This window comes from Gemmatimonadaceae bacterium (assembly GCA_019637445.1).
Taxonomy (GTDB): domain Bacteria; phylum Gemmatimonadota; class Gemmatimonadetes; order Gemmatimonadales; family Gemmatimonadaceae; genus Pseudogemmatithrix.
Map to the genome: position 1 here is coordinate 1,418,873 of JAHBVS010000001.1, position 13,540 is coordinate 1,432,412.

Annotated in this window: 9 protein-coding genes and 1 pseudogene; 5 read left to right on the top strand and 5 right to left on the bottom strand. The window is 67.6% G+C overall.

Features of this window, described 5'->3' with window-relative positions; translation table 11 throughout:
- Positions 1–62: 62 nt before the first annotated feature.
- A complete protein-coding gene (locus KF709_06450) occupies positions 63–2,051 on the bottom strand; it encodes a TolC family protein (protein MBX3174035.1) in 1,989 nt (662 codons plus the stop codon).
- 235 nt (positions 2,052–2,286) lie between these two features.
- Here KF709_06450 and msrB point away from each other — a divergent pair, with 235 nt between their 5' ends.
- From msrB to KF709_06470, 4 genes are read left to right on the top strand one after another with little or no spacing between them, the layout of a single operon-like run.
- Positions 2,287–2,745, top strand: coding sequence for a peptide-methionine (R)-S-oxide reductase MsrB (gene msrB, locus KF709_06455; GenBank protein MBX3174036.1), 459 nt, complete (start codon positions 2,287–2,289; stop codon positions 2,743–2,745).
- Positions 2,742–3,275: a peptide-methionine (S)-S-oxide reductase MsrA gene (gene msrA, locus KF709_06460; protein MBX3174037.1), complete on the top strand. Its 534-nt coding sequence runs from the start codon at positions 2,742–2,744 to the stop codon at positions 3,273–3,275. The genes msrB and msrA overlap by 4 nt, the downstream gene beginning before the upstream one ends.
- Before the next feature lie 40 nt (positions 3,276–3,315).
- Positions 3,316–4,104 (top strand): carboxypeptidase regulatory-like domain-containing protein, encoded by a 789-nt coding sequence (locus tag KF709_06465; GenBank protein ID MBX3174038.1) that lies wholly within the window; start codon positions 3,316–3,318, stop codon positions 4,102–4,104.
- A gap of 34 nt (positions 4,105–4,138) precedes the next feature.
- Positions 4,139–7,282 (top strand): hypothetical protein, encoded by a 3,144-nt coding sequence (locus KF709_06470; protein MBX3174039.1) that lies wholly within the window; start codon positions 4,139–4,141, stop codon positions 7,280–7,282.
- Between the two features lie 323 nt (positions 7,283–7,605).
- Here KF709_06470 and KF709_06475 read toward each other — a convergent pair whose 3' ends face one another.
- The 4 genes and pseudogenes from KF709_06475 to KF709_06490 all read right to left on the bottom strand — a co-directional run bounded on the left by KF709_06475 (position 7,606) and on the right by KF709_06490 (position 11,634).
- On the bottom strand, positions 7,606–9,192 hold the full coding sequence (locus tag KF709_06475; protein ID MBX3174040.1) for a D-aminoacylase: 1,587 nt from the start codon (positions 9,190–9,192) through the stop codon (positions 7,606–7,608).
- Positions 9,192–9,890 (bottom strand): hypothetical protein, encoded by a 699-nt coding sequence (locus KF709_06480; GenBank protein ID MBX3174041.1) that lies wholly within the window; start codon positions 9,888–9,890, stop codon positions 9,192–9,194. Before KF709_06480 ends, KF709_06475 begins: the two co-directional genes overlap by 1 nt.
- Positions 9,871–10,971: a serine hydrolase gene (locus KF709_06485; GenBank protein ID MBX3174042.1), complete on the bottom strand. Its 1,101-nt coding sequence runs from the start codon at positions 10,969–10,971 to the stop codon at positions 9,871–9,873. The genes KF709_06480 and KF709_06485 overlap by 20 nt, the downstream gene beginning before the upstream one ends.
- Before the next feature lie 183 nt (positions 10,972–11,154).
- Positions 11,155–11,634 (bottom strand): annotated as a pseudogene (locus KF709_06490) (PepSY domain-containing protein).
- A gap of 134 nt (positions 11,635–11,768) precedes the next feature.
- On the opposite strand from KF709_06490, the gene KF709_06495 reads away from it, so the two are divergent.
- Positions 11,769–13,403: a peptidase dimerization domain-containing protein gene (locus KF709_06495; GenBank protein ID MBX3174043.1), complete on the top strand. Its 1,635-nt coding sequence runs from the start codon at positions 11,769–11,771 to the stop codon at positions 13,401–13,403.
- Positions 13,404–13,540 lie beyond the last annotated feature (137 nt).

Here is a 13,540-nt window from a genome sequence, read left to right on the forward strand (position 1 = left end):
CCGACGGGCGGGTGTGGAGGTGTTGGATTGCAGGTATGAACAGACGAAGAGGTGGCCAGGCATCAGCGGGCACCTCCGATTGCGAGCGGAAGGTCCTTCAGCAGGGCGAGGCGCAGTCGTGCGACCTCGAGATCGCGCGCCGTGGTGACACGCTGCAGGCGCGCCTGCTCCAGCTGCACGCGTGCCTCCGTCAGCTCGACGGGCGTCGAAATGCCTTCGGCGAAGCGCACTTCGGCGATGCGGTAGGCTTGCTCTGCCTGCGCGTCCGTGCCGACCGCCGCGAGATACGCGGCCTGCGCCTGCTCGAACGCCGTCACGGAGAGAATGGCGTCGAGCTCGGCGCCATCGCGCGCCTGCTCGAGCCGCGCCCGCGCCTCGAGCACGTTCGACTGCGCCACGGCGCGCTCACCGCTCACGCGGCCGCCGGTAAAGATCGGGAACGAGAGGCCGAGCGTGACGTTCCAGTTCGGGAAGTAGAGGTCGAGCGAACCCGGCAGGAAGGTGCCTTCCGGCGGATAGGCGAAGCGCTGGTAGGTCGTGCTGAGCTGCAGGTTGGGCAGCGGCGCGAGGCGTGCTGCCGTCAACGCGCGCTCCGACGCCTCGAGCTGCGCCGTGGCCTGTCGCACGGTGGCGCGGGCCTCGACTGCCGTGTCCGGCGTGACGGTGCGGGCGGCGTCCAGCGCCACCGGCGCCAATGCCGGCGTCACCATCGACGAGTCGTCGCGGATCGGCGTGGTCAGCGTGAGCGGCGTGTTGAGCGGGAGTTCGAGCAACTGCTTGAGCCGCAGCTGCGCGGCCGTGCGGTTGCCCGTTGCCTGAATGGCGAGTGGACGTTGGTTGTCGCGCGTCACACGCGCTCGCAGCAGGTCGAACTCCGACGCCGTGCCGACTGAGCGTGCCAGCTCTACCTGTCGCAACGTGCGCTCCGTGAGCGCCAGGGTCGAGTCGGCGATGTCCTTCAGCCGCTCGGCTGCGACGGCGTCGAAGTACGCTTGCGCCACGTCCAGCAACGCCTGCGCGCGCGCCGAGCTGAGCTGGATGCTCGCGGCCTCGGACCCCGCGCGGGCGCCGGCGCGTGCCGCGCTCACCTTGCCGCCCGTCCACAGGTTCTGCGTGGCCGAGACCGTGAACGTGAAGGTGTTCGGCGCCGCGAAGATCTGCGCCAGCGGCGAGTTCTCGAGTCCCCCACCGCTGCTCGTGCCCGTGTCCGGCGCGAAGCGTTCGGAGATGGCCTGGAACTGATTCTGAATGGCACGCTGGTATGCGGCCGTACCGTTCACCTGCGGCAGCCGCTGCGCGTCGGCCTGCCGCATCTGGCCCGCGGCACGCTGGGTACCGGCCTCGGCGATGCGCACCGACAAGGATCGGCGCTCGGCAAGCTGAAGCGCGTCGGCCAGCGAGAGTGGGGTCGCGGCGGGCTGGGCAGGCTGCTGAGCGAGCGCCCCCGTGAGTGGCAGCACGAGCAGCAACAGCGCGGCGAGCGTCGCGCCGATGGATTTGAGGAAGAGTCGCACGTAAGTGGCTGGGGCCGTCCGTTCGGGTGGAAAAGACTCGGGCATCATGTCGCGTCCCATCGCGTCGGCGAACAGGGTGCCCATCAGCATCGCGGCGGCAGGCTTCGCGTCGTCAGCGGACGGAATGAAGCCGCCTGCAGCGAGTCGCTCGATGTAGCGCGTGAGTGCTTGGAACGACTTGGAGGGATGGTCGGCGGCGGTGCCCGCACACTCGGGGCGCTCCGCCATCTCTGCCATCGACATTCGGATCATCCCGCGAATCTCGAGCATGAAACGATGGTCCTGCTCCGCCCAGGCGGTGAGTTCGCGCACCGGATCCTGCGGCGTCTCCGGCAGCTTCGCGCGGCTACCGACTTTGGAGACGGCTTCGACCGCCGCTTCAATGAGCGCGGCCTTCGAGCCGAAGAGACGAAACAGTGTGACTTCGTTGACACCAGCAGCCTCGGCGATCTTGCGCGTCGTGGCGCCGCGGAAACCGGATTCCGCGTAGACGCGCACCGCGGCGTCGAGCAGCTGCTGCTTTGTTGGTTCAGACATCGAGCGAAGGATTGGTGGCATGTGAACGCTTTCACAAAGCAAGCGAACACTTGCTTACAACGAAAGGGGTCGTGTCAGGGTTTCACCGTAACGAAATGCGCGAACTCGGATCTGGGAGCCGACATCTTTCGGTATTTGTTCGGCATTGTCAAGCAGCGGAACCGGACGCCGCCTCCACCGGTTGCTCGCGAAGGACTCGTATCCCATTGTCCAGAATCATCTTCCGGCTCCAACAATGAAGCGAAAGCCAGACGACCCCGAGCTCGCCGCCAAGCTCTCCCCGATGCAGTACGAGGTCACGCAGTGCAGCGCGACCGAGCCGCCGTTCCGCAATGAGTTCTGGAATCACCACGAGCCTGGCATCTATGTGGACGTCGTCTCGGGCGAGCCGCTCTTTGCCTCGACGGACAAGTTCGACTCGGGCACCGGCTGGCCCTCGTTCACCAAGCCGCTCGTTGAGGGTCAGGTGACGGCGCAGGAGGATTCCTCGCACGGCATGCGCCGCGTCGAGGTGCGTTCGAAGGACGCCGACTCACACCTCGGCCACGTCTTTCCCGATGGCCCGGGTCCCCATGGCATGCGCTACTGCATCAACTCCGCGTCGCTGCGCTTCGTCCCGGCGGCGCGTCTGGCAGCCGAGGGCTATGAGCGCTTCTCGGCGTTGTTTCCAGGCGTGACGCAGGAGTCCGCGTGAGCACGCAGCTCGCCACGTTGGGCGGCGGATGCTTCTGGTGCCTCGAAGCCGTCTACCTCGAGTTGCGCGGTGTACACGGCGTGAAGAGCGGCTACGCCGGCGGCCACGTTCCGAACCCGACGTATGAACAGGTTTGCGGGAAGCAGACGGGCCACACCGAAGTCGTGCAGGTCAGCTTCGACGCGTCAGAGATCTCCTACGGCGACTTGCTCGACGTGTTCTTCACGATCCACGACCCCACGACGAAGGACCGTCAGGGCAACGATGTCGGCCCGCAGTATCGCTCGGCAATCTTCACGCACGACGATGAGCAGGCGCGCATCGCCCGCGAGAAGGTGGCCGCAGCGCAGGCGCACTGGGCCGACCCCGTCGTGACTGAGCTTGCGCCGCTCGACCGGTTCTGGCCCGCCGAGTCGTACCACGACAACTACCTCGCGCGGAATCCGCAGAATCCGTACTGCGCGGTGGTGGTGGCCCCGAAGGTATCGAAGGCGCGCAAGCTGTTCTTCGATCGGCTGAAGCGTCCCTGAGCGGCGGCACTTCGACCTGCGCCCGGCGTACATTGCGTCTATGCTGATGCGACGGCTGTCGATGACCATCGCCGCTCTGCTTGCGGCGATGTTGCTGGCGGTGCCCGTGCCCAGGTCGCTCGAGGCGCAGAGCGGCGTTCTGCGCGGCGTGGTGACGGACACGCTGGGGAATCCAATCCGCGGCGTGGAGGTGTTCGCGATCCAGACCGAGCGCAGCACGCGCACGGACGCACAGGGCCGCTACACGCTCACGCGCCTGCCTTGGGGCCAGTCGGTCGTGATGGCGCGTTCGCCCGGTTACCGCGCCGAGGAGCGGGTCATCCAGATCGGCGATGACAACCAGGCGTCGATGGATTTTCAGATGCGGCGTGCCATCCAGTTGATCGACACGTTGCGCATTACCTCGCACGATGGCTGTGCCGCATTCCGTTACGACGGCTTCGAGTGCCGGCGCCGCGCCGGGATCGGCCAGTTTCGCGGGCCTGACGAACTGCGTGCGCTGCGACCTGACTACTGGTCGGACATGTTCGAGGGCCTCACCGGTCTGCGGAAGGTACCGTTCACCAACCAGGAGCTGGGTCGGCTCGACTGGACCGTGGCGCCAACGACGGGCTGGCGCTGCCTGGTGGAGGCCTACAACGGACGCGAGCGCACCGCGCGAGAGATCCTCATCCGTCCGGACCAGATCCACTCGATCGAGGTCTACGACGTCTACGAGCGCGTGCCCGAACCATACAAGCGCTACGCCTGGCCGTCGGATTCCCGGACGCCGTGCACGCTGATCATGTATTGGACGAAGGTCTGGATCGAGGAGAACGAGAAACCGTAAGGCGGCAGCCCCATCCGCGAGTAGATTCGTCCCGATGACGACTCTGCTCGCGCTGCTCTTTGTCCTCTCCGGTGCTGCCGGACTCATCTACGAGAGCATCTGGAGCCGCTACCTCGGGCTCCTTGTCGGCCACAGCGCCTACGCCCAGGTCATCGTCCTCGTAATCTTCCTGGGCGGGATGTCGGCGGGCGCCGCGCTCGCGGCGCGGCGATCCACGCAGGTTCGGTCGCCCTTGCTGTGGTACGCGGCCGTCGAAGGCATCGTCGGTGTGATTGGGCTGCTGTTCCACGATGTCTTTTCTTTCGCGAGCGGTTTCGCGTACGACACGCTGTTCCCTGCGCTCGGCGGCGGCGCCACGCTGCTCGTCGGCAAGTGGCTGCTGGCCGCGCTGCTCATCGTGCCGCAGTCGGTGCTACTCGGCACGACCTTCCCGTTGATGACCGCCGGCGTGCTGCGGCGGCTCGGGGATCCCGCCGCGCAGCTGGCCGGGTCGGGACAGGTGTTGGGCCTTCTCTACTTCGCGAACTCGCTTGGCGCCGCCATCGGCGTCTTGGTGTCTGGTTTCTATCTCATTGGACTCGCCGGACTGCCGGGCACCCTTGTGGTCGCGGCGGTCCTCAACCTCGTCGTCGCGCTCGGCACCTTTGGCGTGGTGCGGCTTGCGCAGGACGATGAGGAAAGCGCGTTCGCCGCGGCGGTACCGGGCACCGAGGCCGCGGGCGACGATCGCACTTCGGCCTCTCCTGCACTCGTGGACGAGGCCGTCGCGCCGGTCGGCAGCGGCGACCTGCAGGGTGCCGGCGTTCGCGTCCAGCTCATCCGGCTTTTGCTCGCCGTCAGCTTCGGCACCGCCGTCGCCTCGTTCATCTACGAGATCGCCTGGATCCGGATGCTCTCGCTGGTGCTCGGCAGCGCCACGCACGCGTTCGAGTTGATGCTCTCGGCCTTCATCCTTGGACTGGCGCTGGGCGCGCTGTACGTGCGGAACCTCGCCGACGAGGCGCACGACACGCTGCGCCTGCTCGGCGTCGTGCAGTTCGCGATGGGCGCGCTGGCCATTGCGACGCTTGGACTCTACCTCGGTGCCTTTGATTGGATGGCCGGGCTGATGCAGACCGTCCAGCGCAACGAGCCCGGCTATGCCGTGTTTAACCTGGCGCGCTACGGGTTTGCGCTGGCCGTGATGCTGCCCTCGACCTTCTGCGCGGGCATGACCCTGCCGTTGATCACGCGCGGCTTGCTGGGCGCGGGTGCCGGTGAGCGCGCCATCGGGACGGTGTACGCGTGGAACACGCTGGGATCGATCGTTGGGGTGGCGCTCGCCTCGCTGATCCTGCTGCCCTTCCTCGGCCTGCGCGGACTGCTCATCCTCGGCGGCGCCTTGGACATCGCGCTCGGGGTGTGGCTGCTCTGGTGGCGGGCCCGCGATGTGAGCGACCTGCGGCGCACGGCGACGCTGGCGCTCGTCGCCGGCGCGGCGGTCGTGCTCGGTGCCGTACTTTCGCCCGCGTTCGACCTCACCACGCTGACCAGCGGCGTGTTCCGCTACGGCGCCGTGCCGGAAGTCGGCTCGCGTGACATTCGCTTCTACAAGGATGGGCGCACGGCCTCGGTCAGCGTGCAGTTCGGCGGCGATAGCGGCTTCACAATTGCCACGAACGGCAAGCCCGACGCCTCGCTGACGCGACACTGGTTCCGCGAACTGCCAGCGGACGTCGATCCCTTGGATCGTCCCGCGTTGCGAGGCGATGACGCCACGCAGCTGCTGCTGCCGATGATCACGCTGGCGCACGCACCGCAAGCAAGGGAATTGGCGGTCATCGGACACGGCAGCGGGATGTCCTCGCATCTGCTGCTCGGGTCTCCGCAGGTAGAGCGCGTCACGACAATCGACATCGAACCGCAGATGGTCGAGGCCTCGCGATTGCTGCTGCCGATAAATCGTCGCGTGTTCGAGGACCCGCGCTCGACGTTCGTGTTCGACGACGCCAAGTCGTACTTCGCGGCGGCGGGCCGCCAGTTCGACCTGATCCTCTCCGAGCCGTCGAACCCCTGGGTGAGCGGCGTGTCGGGCCTCTTCACGGATGAGTTCTACGCGCGGGTGTCCGGTTATCTCGCGCCCGGTGGCGTCTTCGGTCAGTGGCTGCACCTCTACGAGATCGAGGACGAGTTGGTCCTCAGCGTGTTGATCGCACTCGACCGCCACTTCGCTTCCTACTCGCTGTTTTTGACGAACGACGTCGACTTGCTGGTTGTCGCGTCGAACGCGGAGTCGCTGCCGCGCCCCGACTGGTCGGTGTTCGCCTCCGAAGCGATTTCGCAGGATCTCGCACGCTTTCGGCCCATCACCCCGCGGTTGCTTGAAGGCACGCGGCTCATCACCTCGGACGAACTGCGCCCGCTCCTGAGCGGCGCCGAGGGTGTCAACAGCGATTTCTATCCGCGGCTGGACCTTGGCGCGGAACGCGCGCGATTCCTCGGACACGAGGCCCGGGGCCTCAGTATCCTGCCGGTCGAGCGCTACGACCTCGCGGCGGCGCTTGGCGGCCGCGTGATCGCGCCCCTGAACGACCCAGCGCCGGCGCTCACGCACAATCGCTTCATCGCGCAGGGGATCGCGACGCGGCTCGCGCGCGAGGATGCCCGCGTGGACACGACCGACGCCACGCGACGCCTGCGTGTGGCACGCCTGCGCCTGCAGCGCCTGCGCCTGGAGTGGGCCAGCGGCCAGGCACCGGTGGATTGGCAGCTCTGGCTAGCCGAGGCGCTGGCGGTCGAGCGCGACCTGCACCAGGGCACGATGGGTGGCGTGTATACCTGGTACTACGAGGCGATGGAGCGCTACATGGCGCGCGCTGGCGCACCTGAGGGTGCGCAGTCTGCGGTGCGCTTCCTGCGCGCCGCCTCCAGCTACGAGTGGGCGGCGGCGAACGCGGAGATTCCGACGCAGATCGAGGAACGTGACCGCGGCATCGCGTGGTTGGCGCCAGGCCTGTTCATTGATGCCGCAGTCGTCACGCGCCTTAAGGTCGGTGATGTGCACGGCGCGCGCGCCGCACTGACGCGCTTGGCCACCTCGAGTGGTCGCGCCCCCGACGACCTGCGGACGCTGTTGCTGGGCGCGCACGTCGCGGCGGCCGAACGTGCACGCGACGGGGAACGCCCGACAGCGCCGTAGGGACTTTCGCCATTGCGGGGCCGCAGGGCGGGGTGAGTATTGATTCTGCGTTCGCGCGACGGCTGGTGTGCGAACGGATCTCTTCCGCGGGACGCCGTCGAACGGAATGCCCGGTGGACATTCGGACCCACCGAGCCGGTCGTCAGGTCGCTGGAGACGACTCGAGCTGTTCTGAAGGGCAGCACTTCGCGTGGGCCGTCATGCGCGAAGCAGAAGGTGGACCCGGCCGCGAGAGCGGTGACGAATCGGGACTCCATACTTCACCAGCAGGAGTAGGCTCCCGCCGTCACTCGTGGCGCGGGAGCCTTCACACGTTCTGGGAGCTAGGGTCTCCGCAACGCGCGACCCGGCCGGCGATCGGTGAAGCGGCCTTGGTCCACGACCGGTACGCCGTTGACAATCACGAACGGGATTCCCGTCGCATACTGGTGCGGCGCCGTGAACGTCGCCGGGCTGCCAACCGTGGCCGCGTCGAAGATCGCCACGTCTGCGGCGCATCCCACCGCCAGGCAGCCGCGCTGGCCGGCGAGCCCGAGTCGCGCCGCCGGCATCCCCGTCATCTTGTGCACCGCCTGCTCCAGCGTGAGCACACCCTCCTCGCGCACGTAGTGGCCGAGCACGCGCGGAAACGTCCCGTAGGCACGCGGGTGTGGGACGCCGTCGCCAGGCGCGGTGAGACGGCCATCGCTCGCGACCATCGCCTGCGGATGCCGCATGATGCGCCGCACGTCGCCTTCGTCGATGATGTGATAGATCATCGAGGCGCCGCCGTTCAACTCACCTTCGATCACCAACTCCGCGGCTGCCTCAAGGCTCGAGCCAACGCCGCGTCGCTCCGCCCAGTCGAACAGCGTCTTGCCTTCGAGTGAGCGGTCCCAGTCCACGCGCCCGAACTGCACGCGGCGCGTGTCGCCGCCACCGCGATCCGTCTTGAGGAGCCCGATGATGCCGCGCGTGAGGCTGTCGCGCAGCACGGGGTTCTCGGTGCGCGCCTTGAACGCCGCGTCGCCTCCAGCGAGTGCCCAGGGCGGGATGAGCACGGCGAGGCCGGTGCTGGACGCCGTATACGGATACTGATCGACCATCACGTCGAGTCCGGCGGCACGGGCCTCATCGACCATCCGTAGTGTCTCGACGCTCTTGCCCCACATCGGCTGGCCCACGGCCTTGTGGTGCGTGAGCACGACCGGAATCCCTGCGTCGCGCGCGATCGTGATCGCCTCGGCGACGCCCTCGAGCAAGCCGAGTCCTTCCTCGCGTAGATGCGAGGTGTAGATGCCGCCGGAATCGGCGGCGGCGCGGCTGAGGGCGACGACCTCGTCGGTCTTGGAGTAGTAGCCCGGCACATAGCGCAGGCCCGTGCTGATGCCGAAGGCACCATCGCCCATGCCCTGGCGCACGAGCGCGACCATCCGCGCGAGCTCGTCCGCCGTTGGCGCGCGGTTGGCCGTCCCCATCACGCGGCGGCGGATGGTGTTGTGTCCGACGAGGTAGGCGACGTTCATCCCGAGCCCCGCGGCCTGTGCGGAGTCGAGATACGGAGCCAGGGGGAAGGGACCGCTGCCGTCCGGTCCGCCGAGCGAGAGCGTGACGCCCTGCGTGACCGCGCTCTTCGCGTCGGGCAAGCGCAGGAGCGGTTCGAGGTGCGCGTGGAGGTCGATGAATCCCGGCGCGACAATCAGCCCGGTGGCGTCGATGACGCGTGCGGCGCGCGATGCGTCGAGCGAGGTGCGCGACACCGCGACGACGCGGTCACCAGCGATGGCAACGTCGGCACGGTATCGCGCGTTGCCCGTGCCATCCACGACGGTGCCGTTGCGAATGAGCAGGGACCAAACGGGTGCCGGCTGCTGGGCCGAGAGCAGCTGGGCACAGAGGGCCGTGAGGAACAGTGGGGTCGACCAACGCATCAGGCGTCCTCGGTGAGTCGCATTCCGCAGTGGGGACAACGTTGTACGTCCTCGATGAGCTTCGCGAGGCGGTTGGGATTACTGCTGCCCAGCCAGGCCGCGTCGCAGCGTTCGCAGTGGGCGCCGGTGGACCGGCCAACCTCGCTCTCCTTGGAGCGAAGGTACTGCATCGAGACCAGGAACCCGCCCCAGAAGCCAACCAGCAGGCAGAAGTACGCGGCGTCGGGCCAGGCGTAGACCTCGCCAAGGCCAAGGGCTCCAAGCGTTGCGACGAGCGTTGAGGCAATGCCGAAGGTACTGCGACGCGCGTACGGCGCGATGGACGCGCGGTAGGCCTCGATGCGACGGAGAAACTCCGCGCTCGTGAGCGGCGGCTCACGCATCGAGTTGTTCTGGAGCAATGCGCTCGCCTTGCCGCCGCGATTCCGCCGCATCACCAGCGTGACGGCCACAATCGCCAACGTGCTGCGCACCACATCCCAACCCGTCATCGCGACGCCCGCGAAGGGCAGTCCGAAGGAGAGCATCGCTGCGCTGAAGGCCGCGACCTTGCCGGTGTGCAGCAGAATCTCCTTCGCCGGTTCATTCTGCCCGATGGCACGCAATAGCTCAGCGCGCCGCAGCGCCTGCTCCGCCTGCTGCGACGCGACTGGGCGTGGCGGCGCGGCGGCCGCCGCGTCAGCGCTCGATGCTTCCAAGCACCCGCCCGAGGAACGCATCGATGCTGCGGTTCTCAATCCACCGCACGACGACCACGAGATCCTGCTCCGGTGCCACGAACACAAGGTTCGTCCCGTTGCCGACGTGCCCAAACGCACTTGCCGGTGCACTCGGCATCCACTTGCGATCCGTGTTCAGGAACCAGTTCATGAAGCCGTAGCCGGGGTTCGGTCCGCTGGGCGTGAGCGCCTGCGTCACCCAGGCGTCGGAGAGGATGCGCTGCGTGCCCCACACGCCCCGGCGCTGCGTGAGCAGGCCGAATCGCGCCATGTCCCACGCGTTGATATACATCCCGCCGCCCCAGTGCCCGCCGCCCGACACCACTTGGGCCGGCCGGCCATCCAAGGTGATCCACGCGTTGTCGTAGCCATACCAGCGCCAGGACCGCGACGCGCCAATCGGCGTCATCACGAACTCGTCGAGCACTTCGGGCAGTGGACGCCGCCAGATGTTTGTCGCCGCGAGCGCCAGCACGTTCACGCGCACGTCGTTGTACTCGTACACGGTCCCCGGCGCGTTGCGCGCGCGCGTGGTCCAGGTCGACGCGTCCTGCGCCGGACGGTCCGCCCACTCCGGCTTGCCCCAGAGTGTGCCCTCCCAATCGCTGTTCTGCTGCAGCATGTGCCGCCAGGTGATCGTGCGATTGTGCGGCGTGCCCCAGGGATCGAGAAACTGCGGCTGGCCGTAGCGCTCGCCAGGCGTCCCGTCCACGGCCGTGCGCAGCACGTAGGTCGGCGCCTGCGAGCGATGGACCGGCTCGTCGATCGAGGCGATCAACCCGCGGTCCACGGCAATGCCGACCACAGACGACAGGAACGACTTCGTCACCGAGTGCGTCATGTCGACGCGATCCGGATCGCCCCAGCTGGCAATTACGTAGCCGCCGCGCAGGATGACGCCGCTGTTGGGGCCGCGTGGCTTGAACGGACCGATGCCTTGGCCGAACGGCTCACGCCCGAAGGAGCGGTAGTGGTTCTCCTCCATGTCGCGCGAGGCACGCGTCTCGTTCTGCACAGCAAAGGCGATCGCATCAGCGAGCTTTGCGCTGTCCACGCCCATCGCGGCGGGCGACCGACGCTCCCAGGTCGCGCCGGGGACGTACGCAGTCGCGGTTGCTCCCCGCGTCCGTGCTTGCGCGTCCAGGCCGGACCAGGGTGCAAACCCGATCGCGACAACCAGCAGCGCAACGGCAGCACCCGCCGCCGGAGCCGCAAGCCGCGCCCGCTTGCGCCGCGTGAGGATCGGCAACAGCCACAGATACAGCCCCGTCAGCCACAGTCCGAACACAATCACCCCCGCTGGCAAGAACACCCAGAGTTTCACCGGATCCCCGAAGAAGGAACCGTCATGAAGTTGCTCGATCAGGTCCGACCGCCGATAGGCCGCCTGCAGCACGCGCCCGTCGTCCAACGCCAACTGCAACTCCCAGCGCGAAAGCGTCACGACCTTGAGCAGTCCCTTGGACGGCCGCACGTCCACGCGGTCGATGTCGTCCCAGGACCGGACGTTGGCCTCCGGAAGCGCCTGCGCCGCCGCCAGAACGCGGTCCCAGGGCACGTTCGGGATGGAGACCGCCGTGCGCTGCTCGGGCGGCTGCACCCAGGGCAGCTGCTTCTTCACCTGGAGCAGGAGTCCCGATGCAATCACCACCAGGAACGGCAGGCCCACGGCCACGGCACCCCAGCGGTGCAGGCGGCGAGAGAGGATGGAGAGTCGCATCATTAGAGACGGTACGCGGTGGACAGGAGACGCGTTGTCTGCACATTCATCGCCTGTCGACCCACCCTCAACCCCCGCCGTCGCCCGTGCGTAGCGCTCGGGAGACCGAAGCAGACCCCACCAGCAAGGAGCCCGTGATGCACCGATTCGTCCGTCGCGCCGCCGTCCTCGCGCTCGCCTCCGGCTTCGTGGCCGCGAGCGCGCAGGCGCAGGCCACCGACGCGCGGCTGGAACGCCTCAAGGCCGAGGCCCTCACCAAGGTCGAGGCGCGCGCCAAGCTGATCCAGGAGATCATCGACCATCAGTTCTCGTTCTCGGAACTCGGCATGCAGGAGTTCGAGACGCAGCGCTACCTCACGGGCATCCTCGAACAGAACGGCTTCCAGATCACGCGTGGTTACGCGGGAATGCCCAGCGCCTGGGTGGCGCGCTGGGTCAGCCCCGCCGGCGCCAAGCCCGTCATCTCACTCGGCTCCGACGTCGACGGCATCCCGAAGTCCAGCAACAAGCCGGGCGTCGGCTTCCTCGACGCCATCGTTGAGGGCGCGCCCGGACACGGCGAAGGCCACAACACGGGCCAGTCGGTGAACATCGCCGCAGCGTTGGTGGTGAAGGAACTGATGATCCGCGAGCGCATTGCAGGGACGCTCGTGCTCTGGCCCGGCATCGCCGAGGAACAGATGGCCGGCAAGGCCTTCCTTGTGCGCGAAGGACTGTTCCGGGACACGGACGTCGTGCTCTTCACGCACGTCGGCAATGGCCTCGGCGTCTCCTGGGGCCAGAGCGGCCAGACCGCACTGGTCTCGGCGATCTTCCGCTTCAAGGGCACCAGCGCGCACGCCGCCGGCGCGCCGTGGCGCGGTCGCTCGGCGCTCGACGCCGCGATGCTGATGGGCACCGGCTGGGAGTACCAGCGCGAGCACAACGAGCTGCCGACGCGTTCGCACTACGTGATTCGCGATGGTGGCGACCAGCCGAACGTCGTGCCCAGCGAAGCGAGTATCTGGTTCTACTTCCGCGAGCGCGATTACGAGCGCACGAAGGCCCTGTTCGAGAAGGGCATCCGTATCGCGCGCGGTGCAGCGATGATGGCCAACGTCGAGCTCGACACCGTGATGATCGTCGGCTCGGGCTGGAGCGGCCACTTCAACAAGACCATCGCCGAAGTGACCTACGAGAACATCAAGCGTGTGGGCATGCCGGAATGGTCCGAGGCCGACCAGGCGCTGGCCCGTGGCCTGCAGCGCGAGTTGGGCAGCAACCCGCGCGGGCTGTCGACCGCCACCGAGTTCACGCTGCCGGGCCCCGTGCCCGAGAGCCAGCGGATGGGAGGAGGCTCGGATGACATTGGCGACGTGTCATGGAACGTCCCGACCGTGACGCTGCGGTATCCGTCGAACATCCCCGGCCTGCCGGGCCACAACTGGTCGAGCTCCATCGCCTCCGCCACGCCGATTGCCCACAAGGGCGCGGTGGCGGGCGCCAAGGTGCAGGCGCTGACCATGCTCGACATCCTGATGAAGCCGCAGGTGGTGGCCGATGCCTGGACCTACTTCCGCGACGTGCAGACCAAGGACGAGAAGTACACGGCGTTCATCTCGGCGACGGACCAGCCGCCGATTTGGCTGAACGCTGACATCATGCAGCGCTTCAAGCCGGAGCTGCAGAAGTTCTACTACGACCCCAAGAAGTATGGGACGTACTTGGAACAGCTTGGCATCCGCTACCCCACCGTCCGCGAAGCACCGCGTACGACGATGGATCAGCAGTAGCCCGCACCGCGGGCGGGAGACGGGGGCGGCGCCAGTCGGCGCCGCCCCCGTTTTCGCTTGCTTGATGCGTTCACAATCGTCACTTTCCTGAGGCTGGCTTCCACACCCCATCGCGGAATTCCGATCTGACGCCGAAC